A 23146-nucleotide genomic window follows, 5' to 3' on the forward strand; every position below is an offset into this window, starting at 1 on the left:
CTCAATCGTTCCCGGCCGCCAACTTACCCCACACGGAACTCGCCGGCCTCCTGACGGCGTCATGCGCCTTGGCGAGGAAGGCGGCGGCAGCCAGATCCGCCGACCACGCCGATGCCGCCACGGAGGCGCACGCGCAGACTTCGGCATGCATCCGCGTATCCGCGGCATGCATCATGATCACCCTGGCCAGTCCTTTGCCATCGCCGGACGACAGGATCGAACCACAGCCGGAATCGGCGATCTGGCGGGCTGCCGCACCGCCCGCGGAACCGAGAAGGATGCAGGGCCGCCCGGCGGCCAGGGCGCCGGCCACCTTGCTCGGGACCATCATCCCCTCGGCTCGCTCGTCCATGGATGCCAGATGGAGATCGGCCGCGCCGAGGCTTTCGGCGAGCCGATGGGTCGGCTGCCACGGAAGAAGGCGAAGGTTTGGCAGGGCACTTTCCTCGATCCGCTGCCGGACGCGGCTCAAGCCCCTACCCTCCCCGATCAGCAGAACGGCGATCTCCGGTGCCTCGCGGGCCAGGATCGCGACGGCATCGATCACCGCGCCGATCGGATGCGCAAGGCCGAAGTTACCGGAGTAGGCGACCGTGAACCGATCGCCGAGGCCAAGTTCCCGGCGCATCGGATTGGTCGCGCGGGGGACTGGCCGGATCACTGGATCCGCCCAATTGGGAACGACCGCCACGCGGTCCGGTGCCACTCCTTTGCCCATGATGCGCCGTGCCATGCAGGCACCTATGACGACGACCGTGTCGTAGCACCGCAGGGAGGCAGCGCTTATCTGGTCGAGCGCAAACCCGAGCGCCCACGGAAATCTGACACCGATTACCGGAAACAGATCTGGGTAGACATCCTGCGACCAATGGATCAGGCCGCACGACCAGCGAAGCCGGATCAGCGGACCGATCACGGCGAGAAGCGGCGGATCGGTCATCGTAACGACGACGTCATGCCGCGGCAGTTTCCAAGCCGCGGCCAAGAGCCTTACCAGCGATTTGAGGTAATCGATGCTCCGGCTGGCGGAGATACCACCGGAATATCCCGTGCGGACGACCCTGTACTGCGGCCGGTCATCAGGTATCTCCGCTTTGCCGCAAGCCAGGACGGTAACGCTCCATCCCGCCGCCGCAAACCGGCCGGCAAGGTCGGCGAGGCACCGGCCGGTTGCCCCACGGTCCGGTGGAAACACCCGGTTGATGAAGAGGATGGATGGCTGATGCACGCTTGAGGAACCAAATGGCTTAAGCAGACTACACACCAGAGCATGCCACCGCCAAAAATTCAAGTTTCGCGTGGTCCAGAATCTCTGAATACAATTTTTTCATTAGTTAGAACCGCCAGAAGCAACCCAAAACACAGGTATTTGAAACTGGTGTGGGCAAACAGGCCCAAGCCGAGCGGCGGTATCAAGGCAACCGCAAGGGGCGGGTCGATCCGCATCAGGCAGAACAGCGATGGCAGAATCGACATCAGATATGCCAGCGTGACAAGACATCCGATCAAACCGGTCTTCAGGAGCATATAGGTCACTAACGAATGCGTGTACGACACCCACATGCCGCCGACGGCGGGACTTTGAACAAGAGTGCCCCAACCCTGCCCGAACAATAGATCGAACCACGACGCTCCGACCTGATCGAGTACGGCGGCAGCCTCCGCCGAGCGTTCGTTCAGTCCGTAGGTCTCCGTCTTCCATGCGATCTGCTGGATCGTACCGCCGAGTTGATCACTGCCAAGAGCGGTCACCGCCAGCATGGCGACGACAAGCATCGCCAGGAGCGGCTTGCGCCGGACGTGCCAGGCTGCGAAGCCGACGATGACGGCAATCGCCATGATCAATGCCGCCCGATGGACCGCGCCGGCCAGGGCAGCTCCCGCGACGACGGCCCCGCCGCACAAAAGCGAAGCAAGAACTACCGTCGGCAGGCCGGATTTCCGTTCCAGCCTCTCCAATGCCAGCAAAGGAAGCCAGACCGCCGCGAACAGGACGGCAGGACTGTTCAGCAGATAGCCGTCGCCCTCGGCCATGGCGAAACGGCCGACCTGACGGAACGCCAATCCGGGCCACCACCAGCGCAGGCTGAACAGAACGCCGACCGCCGCCAATCCCAGCGGCAGCATCCGCCGGCCGAATGCAGGGCCGGGCACCAGCAGGACGGGAATGAACAGAAACACGAGCGGTACGACATCCCTGTAGACATCCTCGCCGCTCGCTCCCGACAACACTCCGCGCAGCAGCGGAAACCAAAGCAGATAATTGAAGGCCACCGTGCCTGCCAAGTCATGCAGGCGCGCGCCCGGATCGCGCAACAGGCCGCCGGTACCGACAAGCAGCGGGCGACCAACCCCGGTGGCAAGAACGAGCCCGCAGCCGACCGCGGCCTCCCGCCAGCCCAGGCGGCCGGGTGCCGGTATTCCAAACAGGCCATAGAACGCTAGGGCCAGCATCAGCCCGCCCGTCCTGATGGAACTCATGAGTATCCGGATAACTTTCGGGTCCAAATCGCGGGTCCTGATTTCGTACGACCGTTTCGCCGGCACAATGGGCGCGACCGGATCGCGGCATCAAGCCGTCGCATGGACCAGCGGCGTCCTGTCTCAGGCATGCAGAAAGCGCATTAAGACAAATTTGGAAAACGTAGGGTATTTTGCGACAAAGGCGCTGCTTCGTTCGGCCATATCTCCGGAATGACACCAGGATGGGAAACCTGGGGATCCAGCTCGCAGCTACCATCCAACCGCTCGTAAAGTGCTCTCCCATGTCCGCTGGATCAAAGCTCGAAGATCTCACCGTGCTGGTCGTCGAAGACGACGGCTTCACCCGATCGCTGATCCTCTCCATCCTGCGCGGGCTCGGGGTCAGGGCGGTGTTCGAGGCGCCGGGAGCCGGTCCGGCGCTCGAACTGCTCGGCACCACGGAGATCGACGTCATCCTCAGCGACATCGAGATGGAGCCGGTCAACGGCCTGGACTTCCTGAGGCATCTTCGGTCCGGCACCCGCCCTGCCGGAGTTGTGCCGCCGCGTGCGCCGCCCTCGCAGACACCGGTGATCTTCCTGACCGCCCATGCGAAGGCGAAGCTGGTCGAGCAGGCCCGCGCCGCCGGCGTGTCAGCCTTTCTGACCAAGCCGATCCGGCCGGCACTGCTGCGCGACCGCATAATGTCCGTCGCTTCGCAGATCCGGCGGACACCGCCGAACCTGCCGGGTCCCGCTTCGGCCTGCGCCGAGCGCCTAACCGAAACATCATAGGCTTATTATTAACCTCTCTGGTCGATCATGACGCTCTACCGCTCCGTTCCCCATCAGCGCCGCGGCAAAAGGCCAAGCGACCGCCGGACGGAAAGCCATCGCAACGGAGTTTCGACGATGTCCGCCTCAGCCCTCCTCCTCCCGCAGGGCCATCCGACGCTCCGGCCGGCCGGTTCTGGTTTCGGAAGGGCATGCGTCAACCTTTTGCTCGGTATCCTGGCAAGCGTCTGGCTGGTCGCCTGCGACGACCCTAAGCCGGTCCAGAAGGGCACCGCGATGGTCGAAGGCGCGGCGAAATCCGAACCTGCCGCCGTCCCGGCGCCGAAGCGCAGGCAGATCGCGCTCGTCATGAAGACGCTGACGAACCCCTTCTTCGTCGAAATGGAGCGAGGCGCCCGCAAGGCGGAAACGGAACTGGGTATCGAGCTTCTGGTCAAGACCGCCGCGCAGGAAACCTCGATCGAGCAGCAGGTGGCCATCGTCGAGGAATTGGTCCGGCAAAAGGTCGATGCCATCGTCATAGCGCCCGGCGACAGCGTCAAACTGATCCCCGCGCTGAAACGCGCCCAGGATGCCGGTCTGGCAGTCGTCAACATCGACAACCGCCTGGACGGCGATTTCTCCCGTACCCTGGGCCTGCGCACGGTGCCGTTCATCAGCGTCGACAATGAACAGGGCGCCTTTCTGGTGGCCAGTGCGCTGACCAGCGGCGTGACGGAACCGGCGAAAGCGGCCGTGATCGAAGGTATCCGCAGCGCCTCCAACGCCGAATCCCGCAAGGCCGGAGCCTTGCGGGCGTTTTCCGGCAACCCCGCCGTCACCGTGGTGGCGCAGGAGTCCGCGAACTGGAAAATCGACGAGGCGTACGATGTCGCCAAGGGTCTGTTTACCCGAGAACCCGGCATCACCCTTCTGTTCTGCGCAAACGACATGATGGCCCTGGGAGCCGCCCGATACATACAGGAAGCCGGCTTGAGCAATGTCAGGATCGCGGGCTTCGACGCCCTTGCCGACGCGGTGGAGGCCGTCAAGCGGGGCACGCTGACCGCGACCGTCGACCAGCAGGCCGGCCGGCAGGGATATCTCGGCGTGGTCTACGCCAACCGCATGATCTCTGGCGAAACGATGCCGCCCGAAACCATGGTGGACGTCCGCATTCTGACCACGCAGCCGGCCAAGCCGTAACGGTGCGATGCGAGTGCCCCGGCTGAAGTTCAATATCACTCTCAGGTTTATCGCCTATCTGGCAATCCTGAGCTTTCTGCCGATCCTGGCGATCGGGATGACCGCGATCGAAGTTTCGCGTTCCATCCTGAAGACGGAGGCAAGCCGGCACGCCGCCCAGCAGGTTGGCAACCAGCAGGATTATCTGCACGTCCAGATGGATCAGGTCGAAAGCCTGATCGCCAACATATCCAACGTCGACGCCATAGCCGAAGCGCTGAGCCAGACGGGGCAGCCGCGCGACAGCTTCACAAATCTCGCGACCCAGGCCAGGATCGGATACATCCTCAACAGCTACCTCAACATCAAGGGGCTGGTGTCGATCGAGATATTCACATCCGAAGGAAACCACTATCACGTCGGCGACACTCTGGATGTCGGGCATCTGCGACAGGATGTCCGGCAGCGGATCTATGACGGTGCACTCGCCAGTTCGAGCATCGTCCACTGGGCGGGTATCGAAGACAACGTCAACGCAAGCTCCAGCCACCGAAAGGTCATCGCGGCCGCCAAGGTCATACGCGGGTTCGACCGGCAGACGCTGACCGAAGTCCCGGTTGCCCTCCTGATCGTCAACTACAGCGTCGACCTGCTGTACCAGCACTTCCATGGCAGCACGACGGAGGACGCTTCGCACCTCTTGGTGGTCGATGCCGCGAACCGGATCATCTATCATCCAGACAGGCAACTGATCGGGGAACGCCTCAGCGCCTCTTTCGCCGCAGGTTTCTCCGGCCGATCCGGCAGCTTCACGCATCCGCTCGACGGCCAGCCCGTGGTCGTCACATACCTGCGCTCGGACCGAAGCCAGTGGCTGGTTGCCGAAGTGGTCGAGCTCGAATCCCTGAACCGGCATGTCGGCACGATCTCCAGGGCGACGGCCGCGGTGATGGTCGTCTGCCTTGTCATTGCGCTGCTGGCGGCCATGTCCTGGTCGCGCAGCATCGTAGCCCCGATTCGGCGGATCACGTCCCGTTTCCAGAGCCTTCAGGACGGCACCGCCCAGCATGCGGACCGGCTGCCGGTGATGGGCAGCGGCGAGGTCGCCGACCTGACACGCTGGTTCAACGCCTTCATGGAGGGACATGAAGCGCGGCGCCAGTCGGAAGCGGCCCTTCGGGAAAGCGAGCAGCGCTTCAGGATTCTCCACGAGGCCTACTTCACCGGCATCGCGATCCATCAAGGCGGCATCATTCTCGAGGTCAATCAGGCCCTGTGCGTTACGACCGGCTTCAACTACGACGATCTCGTCGGGCGCAGCGTACTGACCCTGATCGATCAGGCCGACAGGGCACGCGTCTCGGGCGCCGTGCTCGACGGATCGAGCGATCCTTGCGACGCCACGGGCCACCGCCGGGACGGATCGGGCTATCCGGTGGAGCTTCGGTCCCGAACCATCCCCTTCCGGGGCATCGACGCCTGTGTCACCGAGATCCGGGACATCACCGAGCGAAAGCGCGGCGAAGCGGAGTTGCAGAAGGCGAAAGAGGCGGCCGAGATCGCCAATCGCGCCAAATCGGAATTCTTGGCTACGATGAGCCACGAAATCCGGACGCCGATGAACGGCGTCATCGGCATGACCGGCCTGTTGCTGGACACCAAGCTGGAGGAAGAGCAGCGGCGTTTCGCGGAGATCATTCAGGAGTCCGGTGAAGCCCTCCTTACCATAATCAACGACATCCTGGACTTCTCCAAGATGGAGGCCAACCGGCTTACACTCGACGACATCGACTTCGAGCTGCTGCCGCTGGTCGAAAGCGTACTGGAGATCCTGGCTCCGCGCGCACATGCCCGGAAGATCGAGATGGCCTATCTCGTCCCGCCGGAACTGCACGGCGTCTTCCGGGGCGATCCCGGACGCATCAGGCAGATCCTGCTCAACCTTGCGGGCAACGCGATCAAGTTCACCGAAGTCGGCTGGGTGTCGCTGGTGGCCAGCAAGGTCGCCGAAGACAAGGGCACGGCGACGATCCGCTTCGAGGTGACGGATACCGGCATCGGAATTCCCGCGGAATCCCTGCCTCGCCTGTTCACCATGTTCACACAGGTAGACTCGTCGGCAACACGCAAGTTCGGCGGTACCGGGCTGGGACTGGCGATATCGAAACGCCTGATCGATCTGCTCGGCGGCACCATCGGCGTGCGGAGCACGTATGGCAAGGGCAGTACCTTCACCATCGACCTGCCCCTGAAGCTGGCGCCCGACCACTCCGGCCGCAACGCGAAGCGCAGCACGATGGAAGTGACCAGCAAGCGGGCGCTTGTGGTCGACGACCTGCCCATCAACCGGGAACTGCTCAAGTGCCAGTTGGAAGCCTGGGGCATGACGGTCGATACCGCTGCCGACGGACCTGCCGCACTTGCCATGCTGGATGCCTCGGCAGGCTCTGGCCGCACATACGATACGGTGATCCTGGACCAGATGATGCCTGGGATGGCCGGTCTGGAGGTGGCGCGTGCGATGAGGGCCAAGCCCTGGTCCGCGACTATTCCGATCATCCTGGCATCGAGCGACGGGTCTGAGGAACTGCGGCGCGAGGCTCAGAAGGTCGGCATCACGGCGACCGTCATGAAGCCTATCCGGTGCCATTATCTGCTGGAGCATCTTCGCCGCTCGACCGACCTGCCGGAACTGCCCGCGAACGCGCCGGCAACGTCCGAAGCATCGGCGAAGGCCGCCCCGGCGCGCCTTCTCACCATCCTTCTCGCAGAAGACAATCTGATCAATCAGCAGGTGGCGGCGCGGCGCCTGCAGAAACTCGGACATACCGTCGACATCGCCAACAACGGCGCCGAAGCCGTCAAAGCGTTAAGCGGGAAAAACTACGACCTGATCCTGATGGACGTCCAAATGCCGGAGATGGACGGCTTCGAAGCGACAGCCGCCATCCGCGCCCTCCCGGGCGAGAAACGACGCATCCCGATCATCGCGATGACGGCGAATGCCCTGCCGTCGGACTGCGAACGGTGTCTGGCCGCCGGCATGGACGACTACATCGCCAAGCCCGTCCACCAGCGTATCCTGGTGGACCTGATCGAGAAATGGGGAGCGATAGGCTATGCGGGATCGCATCCCCCATCGGTCCCGGCCATCGCAGCGGCTGAAACGGACGTGGATCTTCTCGATCCCGACGGCATCACGGAGATGGTCGATGTCCTTGGCCTGGAGGCGTTCCGCGACCTGAGCACTCAGTTCTTCGACAGCCATGGCGCCACGGCCGGCGGGTTCCGCAGTGCAGCCGCCGCCGGCGACTTCAAACAGGTCAGCCGCTTGGCCCATTCGCTCAAGGGGGCTGCTTCCAACCTCGGCCTCGCGGTGCTGGCGGATCAGGCGGCATCGCTCCGGCTGGGCGAGGACGAGAATGGCCAGGATCCCGGAGGCCCGGCGGATTGGAATGAGAAGTTCTCGACCATCGAAGCCGTAGCCCAGGCGTCGAAGCGGCAGTTGTTCACCTTCCTGGACAGGATGCCGAGGGAGAGAGACAGCATCGCCGTCTGACCAGTGGCTCCGGCGTCGTCCTTACTGCCATTTCTTCCTTGTGCGAGAATGGCTTTGGCCGTTTAGATGCGGGTTAACGAACCCGGAAACGGACACTCTATGGCCAAGACCGTCGTCGCACTGCCGCTCCCCTCGCAGCATCTGGGGACTGCGCGCACCATCACCGTCCACCGCTACGGCAATCCCGCCGGACGGCCGAAGGCTTATATCCAGGCAGGACTCCATGCCGACGAAATTCCGGGAATGCTCACCGCGCACCACCTGATCGCCCGTTTGGACGAAGCCGACCGGCAGGGCGCCATCAAGGGCGCTATCGTCGTCGTACCCGTCGCCAATCCGATCGGCCTCGACCAGTATGTCGCCGGCCGCCTGTATGGGCGAAGCTCCCTCGAGCACGGACAGAACTTCAACCGCGGCTTCGCCGATCTCGTGAACTCGATCGTTCCCAGGCTGGAAGAGCGTCTCGGTTCCGATGCGGCCGGCAATGTCGCGGCGATCCGCTCTGCACTGCTCGATGGCCTCGCCGATCTGCACCCATCCAACGATCTCCATGAACTGCGGCGCACGCTGCTGACCATGGCGATCGATGCCGACTTCGTGCTCGACCTGCATTGCGATCTCGAATCGCTGATGCACATGTACACGTCGGACGAGTTGTGGCCGGAGGCGGCAGATCTGGCATCGCAACTGGGGTGCAGGGTCGTGATGCTGGCCGGAGACAGCGGCGGCGACCCCTTCGACGAGGCCTGCTCGATGGCATGGTGGAAGCTGAGGAACCATTTCGGCGACCGGTTCCCGATCCCCAATGCGTGCCTGTCCGCGACGATCGAGCTGCGGGGGAAATCCGACGTCGAAGACGGCAGCGCTGCTTCCGACGCCGACAACCTGTTCCGTTTTCTCCAGCGCCGCGGTCTCGTTGCCGGGCATCCCGGTCCGGTTCCTCCCCTCAGATGTGCCGCCACGCCCTTGTCCGGAGTGGATCGGCTGATCACGCCGGTACCGGGCATCCTTGCCTATCGCCGGCAGATCGGCGACTTGGTGCAGGCCGGAGAGGTGATCGCCGACATCGTGGACCCGACGGCGGAAGACCCTAGGACGGCCCGTACGCCGCTGACGACCCGAACTTCCGGTATCCTGTGGTCGCGTAACCAGACGAAAATGGCGGTCGCCGGAGAGTCGGTGGCGGCGATTGCCGGCGCCGAACCGCTGAGCGGCCGCAAGTGGTCGCTGCTGGTGGATTGACGATGGCCCTTGAGCAGGGCTTGATAGTCGGTCACCATCAACTGATCTTTGTGGTTTAACTGCCCCGAATCGGACCAGAGCATGTTGAAGCATACCTCCGCCAAGGAACTGCCGGCCCATATGCGCCTATCGGAGGACCAGACCACCGAACTGGCGGACATGTTCCGGCTGATGAGCGACCCAAGCCGGCTCAGGATCATTCTCGCATGCTTGGATACACCTGTTTCGGTCGGCGACATGGCGAACCAGCTTGGCCTGTCGGCTTCGCTGGTCAGCCATCATCTGCGGCTTCTTAGGGCCGGACGACTGCTCCAGGCGGAAAGGCGCGGTAACCGCGTCTTCTATCTGATCACCGACGAGCACATACGGCGCGTCCTATCCGACATGGTCGATCACGTAGCCGAAAGTGTACCCGACCTGGAAGCTTGAAGAAGACCATTGGTTATCAAATAATTGTTTGCCATCATGGTCTCGCTACTTCCGTTCCTCAGTGTCCTGGGTGCGGTGCGGCACTCAACCGCGTCATAAAAGCGACATATCGTTTGACGCCCGAACGATCTTCGGTGATAGTTCGATGGTTATAGTGCCGATCGTGATCGCTGAGCTGCGATCACGCACCCAGTACCTCGGCTGCACGCGATGCGGCCTATGAAGGCATGAGGATCAGATGGAGACATTCCGCTTCCAACCCGGCGAAACGCCGGTCCTAATCAGCCTCCCCCATGTCGGCACCGACATTCCGCTGGACATAGCGGCATCGATGACCGACGCAGCTCATGAGGTCGGCGATACGGACTGGCATCTGGACAGACTGTACAACTTCGCGCCGGCCTTGGGTGTTGGCTTTCTCGCCGCTACGCAGTCGCGCTACGTCATCGACCTCAACCGCGATCCCAAAGGGCATGCGCTGTATCGCGGTGGCGACAATACCGAGCTCTGTCCGACGACGGCCTTCAACTATTCCCCGCTTTACCGCGATGGATGCGAACCGGACTCGGTCGAAGTCCGCCGCAGGCTGAACACGTACTGGCATCCTTACCATCGCCAGCTCGAAGCCGAACTGGCCGTATTGAAGGAGCGGTTCGGCCTTGCGATCCTGTTCGATGCTCACTCGATCAAATCCACCGTGCCGCGTCTGTTTCAGGGACAGCTCGACGACTTCAACCTTGGGACCGCCGACGGCACCAGCGCCAGTCCGCATCTGTCCGGCCGGCTGATGAACGTCCTGTCGTCATCGGACCGTTTTTCCACGGCGCTCGACCAGCGCTTCAAGGGCGGTTACATCACACGGCATTACGGCAGGCCGGAAGACAATATCCATGTCGTTCAACTGGAACTGAGCCAGTCGACCTACATGGACGAAGAGGCACCCTACAGATACCGGAACGATCTTGCCGGCCAAGTCCGTCCGGTTCTCGAACGTTTCATGTCAGTCCTGGTGGAGTGGGCCTGGGAGCATGCCGAAGGAACCCGGCAGAGGGTCGCGTATTACTGATCGACGCCGCTCGGCTCTAACCGTCCCTCACGTCCACAGGGTTTGTTTCACGACTTCGCGGGCCAGAGCTTTTCTACATCCGCCCGGCTGTAAAGCTCCTCTATGATAGCCTTAAGGGCAGGATCGACCGAGATCGGCAGCGCCGTTCTCTGATAGGTGCGTTCGCGGGAAATGCCGTTTTCCCGCCATGCCCTGCCCCCTGAATTGTAGTTCTGGGAGAAACCCTGGACCCGGTCGATCGCCTTGGCGAACCGTGCTTCAGGAGTTTCGCCATCCTCGAACTCACGCCACCAGTCATGAAGGCTGGCGCCCAGATCGGCAGGCAGTTCGGCAAAGAGCTTTTCAGCAGCAAGCGCTTCTCGCTCCGCCTGCCCGGCGCACCCGGCATCGTCGTATGCATAGGTGTCGCCCGCGTGGATCTCGACGAGGTCGTGGATCAGAACCAAGGTCAGTACATGCCCGATATCGACGTCGAAGCTCAACTCCTTGTGAAGCAGGAGTGCGAACAGGCCCATGTGCCACGTGTGTTCGGCATCGGTTTCCCGCCGCGAACCATCTGCGATGTAGCCCTTGCGCTCGATCGTCTTGAATCGGTCGGTCAGCAGCAGGAAATCGAGGATGTGGCCAAGACGCTTGGTATCGCTCATGAAGATCCCCTCGCCCCGGAATGGAGCTACCGGACAATAGCATCAGCATTCAGCAGTATCAGCTGTCGGTATCGCGGCAGCCTTCCGTCATCGGCAGCCCGGCCGGCTTTGCCATGCGCACGGATGAGTGACATGATGCATGTACTACCGGCATCAAGCCTTCCCTAAGTGGGTTACTCAAGTCTAATGGAAGGTTGAAGATCATATCCGCCCGCTTCCGAAACAACGGCGCATCTTGACATGACGACAGACATCGCCCTCCTCTCCGCCACCGAACTCCTCGGCCGTTACCGTAGCCGCAACCTTTCCCCCGTGGAAGTGACGCAGGCTTGTCTCGACCGCATCGCGGCCCTGGATAGCGAACTCAACGCCTTCACGCTCGTCGATGGCGATGCCGCAATCGAGGCGGCGCGCGCCAGCGAGGAACGCTGGATCAAGGGCCAGCCCCAAGGCTTGGTGGACGGCGTACCGGCCACGATCAAGGACCTCATCCTGACTAAGGGATGGCCGACGCTCCGGGGCAGCAAGGCGGTATCCCCCGATCAACCCTGGGAAGAGGACGCTCCCGCCACCGCTCGGCTGCGGGAGCACGGAGCCGTTCTGCTGGGCAAGACGACCACGCCCGAGCTGGGCCACAAGGGCGTCACCGACAGTCCTCTCACGGGAGTCACGCGCAATCCCTGGAATCCCGATATGACTCCGGGCGGATCCAGTGGCGGAGCGGCCGTCGCCGCCGCGACGGGCATGGGCGCGCTCCATGTCGGAACCGATGGCGGCGGCTCCATCCGTATTCCGGCGTCGTTCACCGGCATCTTCGGCATCAAGCCGAGCTTCGGCCGGGTTCCGGCATACCCACTCAGCCCCTTCGGAACGGTTTCCCATGTCGGGCCGATGACGCGGACGGTAGCCGACGCAGCTTTGATGCTACGGGTGATGGCCTATCCGGACCCGCGCGACTGGTTTGCCTTCCCCTATGGGGATAAGGACTTCACGGCCGGGCTGGACGATGGCATAGCGGGAATGAGGGTGGCTTTCGCTCCGACCCTCAACGGCGCAGAAGTCGATGCCGAGGTGGCGGCCCTTGTCCGACGTGCCGCCGACGAGTTCAGCGCATTCGGGGCGGAGGTCGAGGAGGTGACGCTCGACATGCCCGACGCCGGGCGCATCTTCTACACCCACTGGGCAGCCGGCGCCGCAACCGTAATGTCCGGGTTCACGGACCAGCAGAAGGCAATGATGGACCCGCACCTGCGCGGCTTCGAGGCGGCCGGAGCCGCTTTGTCTCTGCTGGATTACCAGCAGGCGGCGCTGGCCCGCGGCAAACTCGGCGTTCAGATGAACCTCTTCCACCAGCGCTACGACCTCCTCCTGACGCCTTCGATGCCAATCCCGGCTTTCCGCGCCGGACTGAACGAGCCGAGCCAGCCGGAAGAAGGCGGATGGATCGACTGGACGCCCTTCAGCTACCCTTTCAACCTGACACAGCAACCGGCGGCCTCGATGCCCTGCGGGCTGACGTCTTCGGGACTGCCGGTCGGCCTTCAGATCGTCGGCCCCATGCATAGGGACGATCTGGTCCTGCGTGCCGCAAGGGCCTATGAGCTGGCGCACCCCATCGTCCTTCCGCCGGAGCGGCGTTGACTTGCTTTCCCAGCTTCTGGCCGCCTGACCGATGAGCGGCCGCATGAGACGCAAAGGTGACTTGCCGTCGAAGCCTTGCGCCGTCTGCGGCCGACCATTCGCGTGGCGGAAGAAGTGGGCCGAAAATTGGGAAGACGTAAAATACTGCTCCGATGCGTGCAGGCGGCAGCGGCGGCGCGCATCGCCGGAAAGCGGATCGCCGCCTGCTGGTCCCTTCGATCGTGGGTAACCCGAACTGGCTCCCACCGGGGCGATCAAGCCTTTGAACTTGCGACAAGGTTCAGCCGTTAACGGAACATCCATGGGGCATGAACAAGGACATCTGCAATGGGCATCATCGGCACAATCATCATCGGCCTACTGGCTGGTATCGTCGCGAAATTCCTGATGCCGGGCCGTGATCCCGGCGGTTTCATCATCACGATCCTGCTCGGCATCGCCGGCGCCTTCGTCGCCACCTATCTCGGCCAAGCCGTCGGCTGGTACCGGGCAGGCGAAGGTGCGGGCTTCATCGGTGCCGTCGTCGGCGCGATCATCATTCTGCTGATCTACCGTCTGATCGCCGGCCGCTCGCGTACGGTCTGAACCTTAAGAGCAAGTACGGCCTGAGCCTTGAGGCTCAGTGAAGCAGCACTTCGGGAAGCGGCGCGAAAACCGCCTGGGTAATCGCGTCGCGGACCGCATCGCTCGTGTAAGGCTTCCGTATCACGGGACCCAATCCTTCATCGTCCAGCAGACGGAGATCGCCCGAATAGGCGGTAACGAAGATCACGGGCACGGCGAAGCGGTCGCGAAGGGTCCGCGCGACCGCAATACCGCTCCCACCCTGCGCCAAGCGCACATCTAGCAGGGCCAGCGTGGGGCTTCCGGCATTGGCGAGGGCAAGGGCCTCCGGCTCGGTCGCTGCGGTACCGCAGACGACATGGCCCATGTCGCTGATCATTTCGCTCAGATCGACCGCTGCGATGGCGTTATCCTCGACGACCATGACCCGTGCCGTCATTGCCTGCCGCAGGAATTCCCTGATCTTGACCAGCCTCGACAAGGCTTCCCGGGTTCCTAGATTCACGACCTTGGCCGCTTCGTCGACCGTCAGCTCTTCAAGCGCTACGAGCAGGTAGAGCCTCCTGTCGGTTTCCGGCCGGCGGGCCAGGACGCGTTCTATCGGGTGCTGGGTCTTCAAAGGCTTCCCCTCGCCCTCCTTGTCGAACAATGCATGGAGAAGGGCATAGAGAGGCGCCGGTGTCTTCATCGGAATTCCGAAGCTCTGCGGCGCCATGACAGCCGCTTCGACGCACCGGGTCACGAGATCGTCGCCTTGGTCGACCGACCCCGTCAACGCGCGGGCGTAACGGCGCAAACTCGGCAGGTGCTCGTTCAATTCCCGTGCATAGATCCGCATCATTCCAGCCTTCATTCCAGATGCCGAACGTATTCGGCAGCATTGCCGCTCCGCCGAAGCACACGGTTGCGCTGGGAACATTAGGCATCGATTGAACGCTTGTCGACAAGTGAAGTTTGGTTAATCTTCCGCGACAATCCTATTCGTTCAGTCGGTGAAGGCGGAACTCTGAAAAAGACTGTTTCACTCGTTCAACTTTCTTGTCCGCCACAGCCAGGGCGCTTCGACGCGCCCGGCCCACATGCCGGCTTTGCGCGCCTGGGCTCGAGCCTCGAGCCCGCCGTAGGCCGTACTCAGACTGCGGTAGGCGAAGGCCCAGCCGCGGACGAGCATCGCCGCCGAAAGGTCTTTGCCCAGGACGTGGCAGACCCCGATATGTTGCTGATTGCGATCCTGCTCCTTGGCGACGCAGGTCACCTCACCGAGGTCGAGCATCTGCTGGAGTTGTGCGCGAGCAGCGGTGAAGCAGTCGTATTCCACTCCCCGCAGCGTCCGGCAGATCTGGCCCGGATCCGGCGCATCGATGCCGCGAAGCCGGACCATCGTTCCCTTGACGCTCACGACATCGCCTTCCATGGCGCTGCCAGCCCCTTGGACTTCGGTTTCGGCGATGCGGGCGGCATGGGACGGAGCACTGGTGTTGAATCCCGCGATACCGAGTGCGATGGCGATGATGCGTCCCCAAATCATCCGCGAAGCGTAGCGGGCGACGGTTAAAGGCCCGCTAACGCCTGCATCCAGGCGGACTGTATGGATACAATCCAGACGTTGCAAAATGCTCTTTCCAACGTTAGCCGTTGCCGTGCACCGCTATGACCTGTGCCAACGACGAAGCAGATCGGGCAATGACACAGCAACTCCCCACCTCGACCGGCGGACCGGACTGGCTCCGGCTGACGCCGGGTGTCTTCGTCCTGCTTTGGAGCACAGGTTTCATCGGCGCCAAATTTGGGCTGCCCTATGCCGAGCCGCTGACCTTCCTGACGATCCGGCTGTCGCTCGTAGCCCTCATCCTGGCCGTGGCGGCCTTGGTGATGCGAGCTCCGTGGCCCCGGCGTTGGACCGATGTCGGACACATCACGATCGCCGGCCTGCTGGTTCACGGCGTCTACCTGGGAGGCGTCTTCACCGGCATCGCCCATGGGCTTCCGGCAGGGATCGCCGCTCTGATCGTCGGTCTCCAGCCGCTCCTGACGGCGGCCGCGTCCGGGCGTGTATTCGGCGAGCGGGTAAGCGGCCGTCAATGGCTGGGCCTGACGCTTGGCTTGTGCGGCGTTCTTCTCGTCGTTTGGGAAAACCTGTCACTCAAGGCCGGTTACTTGACGGGCATCGCCCTGTGTATCGCAGCACTGGTCGGCATCACGGCCGGCACGCTCTATCAGAAACGTTTCTGCGGTGGCATGGATCTGAGAAGCGGAACGGCCATCCAGTATGCCGCGACCAGTGTTGGCCTTGTCGTCTTCGCCTGGCAGTTGGAAACCATGCAGGTAAAATGGACCGGAGAGTTCCTGTTCGCGCTTGTCTGGTTAGGCTTGGTGCTCTCGGTAGGAGCGGTGTTCCTGCTTTACGTGCTGATCCGGCGGGGAGCGGCGGCACAGGTCGCAAGCCTGTTCTATCTGGTCCCACCCGCGACAGCGGTCATCGCCTACCTGATGTTCGACGAACGGCTCGGGATGCTGGCCCTGGCCGGCATGGCGGTCACGGCGCTTGGTGTGGCTCTCGTCAACCGCAAGCCTCAGGCGGCGCGTCCGACGGGGTAGCGCTCTGTCGGCAAGCCCGAAAGCTGGGCGATGATGTCCTCGGGGTCGCCGATCTCGGGGGCAGGACGATGGATGGCGGCGATCTCCAGCCGCGATCGCAAGCCCAGGTCGCTCTGCGCGACGTGGAGGAACTCAACCGTCATCGCGTTCGTGATCGATTCTCTGGTTTCCGTGCCGATCAGCAGGACGGCGAAACCACCCGACGCGAGCAGGCTGATCATTCCCCGGTTGCCGAAGGCGCGCTGCATGACCTTGCCGGCGGCGTCGGGCTTGAGGTCGGGCAGGATGATCTTGAAAAGCGACAGATGCAGGCTGGTGTTGCTCAAGAGCTCGAGGGAATGGGCGAATTCCTCCGCTGCCGCGGCAGGAATATCGGAATGATCCTTGGATCCGGCTCCACCCCTCGTGAAGGTGTACTGGTACACCGGCGACTTCGGAACCGTATTCATATCTTCCTCAAATAAAGACATGTCTGTTCATCCGTGCGGCATACGATACCCCTCAAGATAGAGAACTTCGGCCTTCCAGTGTATGTGCCAAAAATAGGATATGACGAAGCCGCTACCGCTGGGTCGCTGGCACCCATTGCCTTCGCCGGTCAATGAGCGATCGGCAGTTCGATCCTCATCAGGAGGCCGCCGCTTTCGCGGTTCCTGGCGGTCACCTTGCCGCCGACGGCTTCCACGTTCCTTCGCACGATCCAAAGTCCAATGCCGAAATGCAGGGAATCGCCTGTACCCGCCGGCTGAACCGGCTGGTCGAAGGGTACGACGGTCCTCATGACGCCATCCGTACCGGTAGCATCCAGCGTACGGTGCTCCGACGACTCCACGGTGTCGCGCTGGGAGAAGTAGCGCTCGAAGATCCGCTCGATGTTGACGGGATCGACGCCGGGGCCGTCGTCCTCGACCGTGAAGACCGCCATTCTGCCGGATCGGGCAAGCCTGACCTGGATATTTCCGTCGATCGGCGAGAAGCTGATCGCATTCTCCACGACGTTCTCGACGACCGTCTCCAGCAGATCCTCACCGGCGCGTACGACGACATGCGGAGCGATCAGCAGCCGCAGGTGAAGGTGCCGCTCGGCCAGCAGGTTGGCATAGCCGCTCAGCATGTCCTCCAGCAACTCGGACATGTCCACCCGACGGCGCGGCGGTTCCAGCAGGTCGGCCGCCGCCTCGTCCATCCGCCTCGCGAACGAGACCAAGCCATCCAGGCGGTCGAGCGAGCGGTCGATCATGTCGATGGCGCGCGGCCCCCGACCGTCGCTGCCGGGGATGATCCGCTTCAGCGGTTCGAGCGACTGGCGGATCACCGCGATCGGGGTCTTGAAGGCATGGGCGTTGTCCTCCGCCGCACGGCGGAGATTGTCGGCGGAGCTTCGGAGCGTATCGACCAGCCGGTCGAAGTCCTCGGCGACGCTACGCAGTTCCGGAACGGTGTTCTGATCGGCGAAGGATGATCGCCCGCTGTCGTGATTGCCGATCTGGCGCGCGAGCGAGCCGAAACGCCTGAGATTGCTCCAGACGCCCAGGAACAGAAGCAGCACCAGTGCCGCCATGGCAAGGTAGATCAGCGCCGCTGCCTGGACCTCGGGCGTCTGCCAATAGGGCTGGCCGATCGAGGAGCCCAGATATGTCGGCGTGGAATGCGACGTCACGACGGCCCAGCACCCGAACGGGCTGTTGATCGGCGTGATCGACGTCAGCACCTCCAGGGCGCCCGTTGCCGTCTGCAAGCGGATCGCCAACGGCTGGTTGCCGCTGCACGTGTCGGCAAGGCGCGCCAGGATTCCTTGCTCCAGCAGGCGCTGGCGTTCCAGATCGAGGTTGGCGTTCGGGGCCAGCGGTGCGGCGCCGACATAGTAGAAGCCCTGCGCTCCGGGAACGCTCTTAGGTCGCAGCAGGAGCTTCAGCCTCGTGTTTTCGTCGGCGAACCGCGCGAGTTCCTCACCCAGCCGGGGCAGCAGGCTGGCATCGGCCTTGGCGAGCAGCGGCTCCAGCGCACGGGCGATCAGCTGGCCCTGCTGCTGAGCGCTTTGGAGCAGCAATGTCTGCTTGTCCTCGTCGGCGGCCCGGAACTGCTGGTAGATCAGGATCGGCACGGCGATGAAGACGACGGACACAAGCACGAGGCGGCTGGCGAGCGAGCGCAGAATCCAGCGTCCGCCGGTCCTTGCCCGCGGCTGAGCCATCAGGAACCGGCCTCCCCCGCCTTCATCAGCTCAGGCCCCCGGCCCTCAGGTCGTCGTCACCACCGTCCATGTCGCCGCCGACCGGATCGTCGCTCCAGCGGTAGCCGAAGCCGGGATAGTTGTCGATCAGGTCGAACTCGCCGTCGACCATGCGGAACTTCTGGCGGATGCGCTTGATGAAGGCGCGGACATTGGCGCGGTAGCCGGCCGGACCGTAGCCGGCGACGAAGCCCTTGCCGTGGACCAGATCGTAGATTTCCCGGTAGGAGATGTCCTCGCCCGGCCGGGTCGCCATCAGGCGGACGATGTTGAACTCCGTCAGCGTCAGATCGACCCGGGTGCCGCGCCAGAAGGCCCGGCTGCCGTCCAGCCGCAGTTCCAGGTCGCCCCGGTTGAACAGGTTGGCATTGGCGCCACCGGCATTGGCGGCACCCGCCGCGGCGCCGGGCTGCGATCCGGGGATCGCCGGAAGGTCGCCGCCTTCGTCGGGACCGGTCTTGCGGCCGCCTAGGATGAGCTGCATCCGCTTTAGCAGGATCGGCAGGGAGCGCGACTTCTCGACGAAATCCACGGCGCCGCCGGCCAGGGCCGCTTCCTCGTAGATCTGGTCGGACAGGACGGTGAGGAAGATCACCGGCACTTCGATGCCGCTGGCGCGAAGCTGGCGCAGCACGTCGATGCCGTCCATCTTGGGCATTCGCCAGTCCAGCAGGACCACATCGGCATTGCCGCCGCGCAGGAAGTAATCCAGCGCCGGGGCGCCTCGATCGAAGGGGATCACGTCGTATCCCTCGTCGGCCAGGTTCATGCCCAACGATTCCCGGAACAAGTCGTCGTCGTCGACCAAGGCGACCTTGGACGGCACGGCGCCGGTTACCGGGTTAGTTGATGCGGTTGCCATGGGCCGTCTGACGGCCTGAAGCCTGGGCGAGGAGTTGTGCGAAGCACCGTTCATGGACATTGGGGGCATCGTCGCTACTCGTCAGTTCATAGGAAAGGGCACGGAAGTTCTGCGTCGTCATCTCCATGAAGAAGAAGACCCGCAAGACGCAGGAAGGGGTGGCGTACTGCCAGTATTTCGCGGGCGGAACATCCTCGGTCCAGGACGGCTCGCCCAGAAGGCGGACCGTCGCCTGCTCGTCCAGACCGACCAACGCCTTGGGGCCTGGGTGCTCGGGTATCGCATGCGGTGACGATGCCAGCGGAAGCGACGGCGGCAGAGCCGGCGGCAACGCTTCGGCAGGTGCCGGCAGGGGCTCCGGCAGCGGTGCTGAGGGCGGCACCATAACGACCGACCCCGCCTTTGATCCGTCCGCCTGCCCGTTCTCCTCCGCCGGTGCTTCGCTCTGCGGCGATGCGGAGGAATTGGGCGGCGGCGCCGCGGGTTTCTTCCCCGCACCTGAAGCGGCGGAAGCGGTGGCCGCAGGTGCCGGAGGCTTGGGTTTCAACTTCGGAACAGGAGCTTGGGCAACTTCGGTACTGACGGACGACTGTTCGGCCAAGGCAGCCTGAACAGGCGCCGGATTACCCGGATCGATACACCCGGCCAATAAAACTGCCGCCGTCAAGGCAACGAAAGTCAAGTCGCGCAACGAATGCCTCCACGGGCGTAACCACCAGCTCCGAAGGAGCAAGGCATGTCGCACACCAGGACGACAAATCTTCTTGCCGAATGACAGGTTGTGCCGATGTTCATTTTGTCGCCCAAAGTTATACAGCGCCTTGTCCGGCGTCACGCACGCCATCCATGCTGTATACATCGTATGACCAATGAAGGGCAAACTGGTGAACAGAAGCTTAATGTTTTTTCCATTACGGCACCCCTACCACCATTGCGCTGGGGAAAAACGGCAAGCGCGGTAGCGGCTGCACGACATGTTTCAGGCGGCGGGGCCAGGGAGTAACCCGGTCCCGCCGCGTCTTGGCCGGATGGGCAGAAGCATGTTTTTTTCGCCACGTCAGGGCGATAGCTTCGCCGTCATGAATTCCAGCCGCGTTCCCGGTCAGGCGCTAAGCTTAGCCGGGTTCATCAGGTCAATGGCTCCAACGATACGGCTGGTGACCCTATCACTGAGCCGGTTCCCCGATGCCCGCCATACTGTCGATAGTGACAAGGAAGGTCAAGAGCGGTGGAACGCCAAAGGCTTACGCATTAGGCGCAGCCCTACCCCGATCGAAGGCGGCACCATCATCGCCGAATCATCCGCCGAACCAGCGGCGGCATTTGTGGCCGGGTGGTAGCCAAACCGTGCTTTGCGCCATAAGTGTTTGCCCTCGCTGTGGAACTCAACTCACCGAACACTGTTGCTCTGGGACATTTCATTCGAATGCGTGAATGAGCGCAGCAGAGAACAGCGTCATGAGGAGGTCCTGAACATGGCTACGCGCGACACTACCGGCACCGTGGGCGATTCCACCGGGTCCGGGTTGGGCGCCTCCCGCACCGGCTCGACCACTCCCGTAGCTGGCCCCACCGTTGGCAATCCGGGTTCCGGTAGCTCGAACCTTGGCGGTTCGAGCACCGGATCGGCCCGCGACACCATTTCCAACACCGTGGATCAAGCTAAGCAGCAAGCGGAATCGGAAGGCAACCGGTTGATGGGTGCTGCCCGTACCCGCGCCCGTTCCGCCTTCGAGCATCAGCAGAACCGCGTCGCCGACAGCATCGGCAGCGTCGCCGAGGCATTGCATCAGGCGGCCGACAAGCTGAATGAGCAGAACGAGGACGTCGTTGCCCGTTACACCGATACGGCGGCTCAGCGAATCGAGCAGTTTGCCGACACCCTGCGCAACCGCAACCTTGACGATCTGGTCGGACAAGCCGAGCACTTCGCTCGCCGCCAGCCCGAGGTCTTCCTGGGCGCCGCCGTCGCGACCGGCTTCCTGATCGCCCGCTTCCTGCGTACGTCGGGCAGCCGCGCCTCGCAGCGGCGCAGCAACCTGAGCTACGGCAGCGGTTCCGCCAGCACCTACGGCGAGCGCAGCTACGGCAGCTACAGTGGCCAGAACCGCTACTCGCAGCAGGGCACCGGATACGGCAATGCCAACCGGGGTTATACCGGCAGCGCGTCGTCGTCGGCCTATCCCGCCGGGACGAGCGGCGTTTCGGGCACCGGAGCCGCCAGCGGCAGCGCCGCCCTGGCAAGTTCGACGACCGGAACTGCCGGCACCGGCTTTGGCTCCAGCAACGTGGAGCGGAACACCGGCGTCGTCGGCACCTCGGAGAAGAACGAGAAGTCCAGCACCACTCTTGGTTCGACCGTAGGTAGCATGTCGGCCACGCCGACGAGCGGCAGCACGGCGACGACGATCAAGCCGGACGACAAGGGCTTCGGTTCGACCCCGCCTCGGGGTACCAATCCATGACCGGCAGGCCGGACGATAACCTCCGGGGGTTCGGCGACGTTCCTCGGGGCGGTGCCGACCGGCCGCTGACGGGGTTGCTGACCGAACTCGCCCAGGAAACCACGACCCTGGTGCGGAAAGAGGTCGAACTGGCGAAGGCGGAAGTGTCGGAGAAGGTCAGCCAGGCAACATCGGGAGCCGTTTCGCTGGCTGCCGGCGGCATGGTGGCCTTCGCCGGTCTCATCTTCCTGCTTCTGGCGCTGACCTACTATCTGGCGACCATGATGGAGCCGTGGCTGGCTGCGCTGATCGTCGGTGGAGCCGTCACGCTGATCGGTATCGTCCTGGTCGTGATGGGCAAGAGCAAGCTGTCGGCACGCAATCTCCAGCCGAACCGGACCATCGCCAGTCTCCAGGACGACAAGCGCTGGGCCAAGGAACAGTTGGGACGCTGAGCGCAGGCATGCTGACCTGAACCGGTAAAACGACGTTTTCAACAATAGCGGCGCGAGTGCGCCGGCATGGCTTACCGGCCGGCCGGCGCGCATTGCGGCCCATAACTCATCAGGCGGAAGCACATGAGCAGAAACTATTATGAACACACCGACGCCTACCGCAACTACGATGCGCGGGACGAAGACCGCTCGGTCCTGAGCAACCCCGTACCGCTCGCCCTGATCGGACTCGGCGTGGGCTGGCTGGTCTGGAGCAACACCAGCCACCCGGCCGTCGATGCGCGCCTGCGCGACGCCAGCCGCCGCGCCCGCCAGTACGGCGACCGCGCCATGAACCGGGCGGAAGAGTTCCGCGACCAGGCGCTCAACCGCGCGTCGGAACTGCGCGACCAAGTGACGAACCGGGCGTCGGAACTGGGCGACGAGGCGAGCAGCCGGGCGAGCGAATGGCGCGACCGGGCCAGCAGCGCCACCCAGTCGGTGCGCGACCGGGTCCAGAGCCAGACCGGCGGCCAACGCCAGGACTTCGGCAGCTATCAGGGCAGCCAGAGCAGCTATGGCGACCGTGCCCGCGACTACGGCGATCAGGCATCGCGCCGCGCACGCCAGGGCTACAGCAGCGTCGTCAGCCTCGTCGACGAGCACCCGCTGCTGGCCGGCATCATGGGCGTGGCGGTAGGCGCCGTGCTTGGAGCCAGCATCCCGTCGAGCCGGTACGAGAACGAGTTGCTGGGCGACTACAGCGACGATTTCTACAACCGCGCCCGTGAATACGGCAGCGAGGCGATTGACCGCGCCGCGACCGTGGCCCGCACCGCCGCCGAAGCCGGCGTCGAAGCAGCCAAGGACGCCGGCCAGAGCGAAGCCGAAAACCAGGGTCTCACCCCGGAGCAGGTCAAGAACCGCGCCGAGGAAAAGACCGGAAACCGGTAACGCCTGAAGGCACTACCGTTTCGGGAGGGCGCCGCCGGCCGACAAGGGCCGG

General features: G+C 63.5%; 22 protein-coding genes. 13 read left to right on the plus strand and 9 right to left on the minus strand.

Translation table 11 applies throughout. The annotated features are described in order from the left end of the window. Position 1 precedes the first annotated feature (1 nt). Positions 2-1228: a glycosyltransferase family 4 protein gene (locus tag N826_RS33680; RefSeq protein ID WP_052832537.1), complete on the minus strand. Its 1227-nt coding sequence runs from the start codon at positions 1226-1228 to the stop codon at positions 2-4. A 59-nt stretch (positions 1229-1287) separates the two neighbouring features. Further along, the gene (locus N826_RS33685) at positions 1288-2481 is read right to left on the minus strand and encodes a hypothetical protein (RefSeq protein ID WP_044436318.1); all 1194 of its coding nucleotides are present in this window, start codon (positions 2479-2481) and stop codon (positions 1288-1290) included. 284 nt (positions 2482-2765) lie between these two features. Here N826_RS33685 and N826_RS33690 point away from each other — a divergent pair, with 284 nt between their 5' ends. From N826_RS33690 to hutG, 6 genes are all read left to right on the plus strand, one after another. Further along, positions 2766-3257 (plus strand): response regulator, encoded by a 492-nt coding sequence (locus tag N826_RS33690; protein ID WP_169789468.1) that lies wholly within the window; start codon positions 2766-2768, stop codon positions 3255-3257. Between the two features lie 117 nt (positions 3258-3374). Next, a complete protein-coding gene (locus N826_RS33695) occupies positions 3375-4442 on the plus strand; it encodes a sugar ABC transporter substrate-binding protein (RefSeq protein ID WP_084721415.1) in 1068 nt (355 codons plus the stop codon). A 13-nt stretch (positions 4443-4455) separates the two neighbouring features. Beyond that, the gene (locus tag N826_RS40885; protein WP_169789469.1) at positions 4456-7980 is read left to right on the plus strand and encodes a response regulator; all 3525 of its coding nucleotides are present in this window, start codon (positions 4456-4458) and stop codon (positions 7978-7980) included. A gap of 99 nt (positions 7981-8079) precedes the next feature. Next, positions 8080-9222 carry a succinylglutamate desuccinylase/aspartoacylase family protein gene (locus tag N826_RS33705; protein WP_044436320.1) on the plus strand — a complete coding sequence of 381 codons (1143 nt, stop codon included), beginning with the start codon at positions 8080-8082 and terminating at the stop codon, positions 9220-9222. Positions 9223-9303: 81 nt separating this feature from the next. Further along, on the plus strand, positions 9304-9651 hold the full coding sequence (locus tag N826_RS33710; protein WP_044436321.1) for an ArsR/SmtB family transcription factor: 348 nt from the start codon (positions 9304-9306) through the stop codon (positions 9649-9651). Positions 9652-9889: 238 nt separating this feature from the next. After that, positions 9890-10717 carry an N-formylglutamate deformylase gene (hutG, locus tag N826_RS33715; RefSeq protein WP_044436323.1) on the plus strand — a complete coding sequence of 276 codons (828 nt, stop codon included), beginning with the start codon at positions 9890-9892 and terminating at the stop codon, positions 10715-10717. Positions 10718-10764: 47 nt separating this feature from the next. Here the strand turns inward: hutG and N826_RS33720 are convergent, their stop codons facing one another. Beyond that, positions 10765-11364 (minus strand): HD domain-containing protein, encoded by a 600-nt coding sequence (locus N826_RS33720; RefSeq protein ID WP_044436324.1) that lies wholly within the window; start codon positions 11362-11364, stop codon positions 10765-10767. Between the two features lie 240 nt (positions 11365-11604). Here N826_RS33720 and N826_RS33725 point away from each other — a divergent pair, with 240 nt between their 5' ends. From N826_RS33725 to N826_RS33730, 3 genes are all read left to right on the plus strand, one after another. After that, positions 11605-13005 carry an amidase gene (locus N826_RS33725; protein WP_044436326.1) on the plus strand — a complete coding sequence of 467 codons (1401 nt, stop codon included), beginning with the start codon at positions 11605-11607 and terminating at the stop codon, positions 13003-13005. 43 nt (positions 13006-13048) lie between these two features. Then, positions 13049-13234, plus strand: coding sequence for a DUF2256 domain-containing protein (locus tag N826_RS42315; protein ID WP_084721412.1), 186 nt, complete (start codon positions 13049-13051; stop codon positions 13232-13234). Between the two features lie 98 nt (positions 13235-13332). Beyond that, positions 13333-13590, plus strand: coding sequence for a GlsB/YeaQ/YmgE family stress response membrane protein (locus N826_RS33730; RefSeq protein ID WP_044436328.1), 258 nt, complete (start codon positions 13333-13335; stop codon positions 13588-13590). A gap of 34 nt (positions 13591-13624) precedes the next feature. Here the strand turns inward: N826_RS33730 and N826_RS33735 are convergent, their stop codons facing one another. Both N826_RS33735 and N826_RS33740 read right to left on the minus strand, forming a co-directional pair. Further along, positions 13625-14410 (minus strand): PhyR family response regulator anti-anti-sigma factor, encoded by a 786-nt coding sequence (locus tag N826_RS33735; RefSeq protein ID WP_244619655.1) that lies wholly within the window; start codon positions 14408-14410, stop codon positions 13625-13627. Positions 14411-14590: 180 nt separating this feature from the next. Further along, complete coding sequence (locus N826_RS33740) at positions 14591-15097, minus strand: thermonuclease family protein (RefSeq protein WP_244619656.1); 507 nt, start codon at positions 15095-15097, stop codon at positions 14591-14593. A 155-nt stretch (positions 15098-15252) separates the two neighbouring features. Here N826_RS33740 and N826_RS33745 point away from each other — a divergent pair, with 155 nt between their 5' ends. Continuing rightward, positions 15253-16167 (plus strand): DMT family transporter, encoded by a 915-nt coding sequence (locus N826_RS33745; RefSeq protein ID WP_044436332.1) that lies wholly within the window; start codon positions 15253-15255, stop codon positions 16165-16167. Here N826_RS33745 and N826_RS33750 read toward each other — a convergent pair. From N826_RS33750 to N826_RS44530, 4 genes are all read right to left on the minus strand, one after another. Beyond that, entirely contained in the window at positions 16143-16616 is a 474-nt protein-coding gene (locus N826_RS33750) for a hypothetical protein (RefSeq protein WP_044436334.1), read from the minus strand. The two genes, N826_RS33745 and N826_RS33750, sit on opposite strands and share 25 nt — an antisense overlap. Before the next feature lie 149 nt (positions 16617-16765). After that, on the minus strand, positions 16766-18361 hold the full coding sequence (locus tag N826_RS33755) for a sensor histidine kinase (protein WP_044436335.1): 1596 nt from the start codon (positions 18359-18361) through the stop codon (positions 16766-16768). Positions 18362-18386: 25 nt separating this feature from the next. After that, positions 18387-19262, minus strand: a complete 876-nt coding sequence (locus tag N826_RS33760) for a response regulator transcription factor (RefSeq protein ID WP_044436336.1) — start codon at positions 19260-19262, stop codon at positions 18387-18389. After that, positions 19243-19953, minus strand: a complete 711-nt coding sequence (locus tag N826_RS44530; RefSeq protein ID WP_169789470.1) for a hypothetical protein — start codon at positions 19951-19953, stop codon at positions 19243-19245. Before N826_RS44530 ends, N826_RS33760 begins: the two co-directional genes overlap by 20 nt. 784 nt (positions 19954-20737) lie before the next feature. Here N826_RS44530 and N826_RS40890 point away from each other — a divergent pair. From N826_RS40890 to N826_RS33780, 3 genes are all read left to right on the plus strand, one after another. After that, positions 20738-21727: a hypothetical protein gene (locus tag N826_RS40890; RefSeq protein ID WP_147040871.1), complete on the plus strand. Its 990-nt coding sequence runs from the start codon at positions 20738-20740 to the stop codon at positions 21725-21727. After that, positions 21724-22161: a phage holin family protein gene (locus N826_RS33775; protein WP_044436338.1), complete on the plus strand. Its 438-nt coding sequence runs from the start codon at positions 21724-21726 to the stop codon at positions 22159-22161. Before N826_RS40890 ends, N826_RS33775 begins: the two co-directional genes overlap by 4 nt. Before the next feature lie 123 nt (positions 22162-22284). Beyond that, positions 22285-23094 carry a hypothetical protein gene (locus tag N826_RS33780; protein ID WP_044436339.1) on the plus strand — a complete coding sequence of 270 codons (810 nt, stop codon included), beginning with the start codon at positions 22285-22287 and terminating at the stop codon, positions 23092-23094. Positions 23095-23146 lie beyond the last annotated feature (52 nt).

This window comes from Skermanella aerolata KACC 11604 (assembly GCF_000936425.1).
GTDB classification, from domain to species: domain Bacteria; phylum Pseudomonadota; class Alphaproteobacteria; order Azospirillales; family Azospirillaceae; genus Skermanella; species Skermanella aerolata.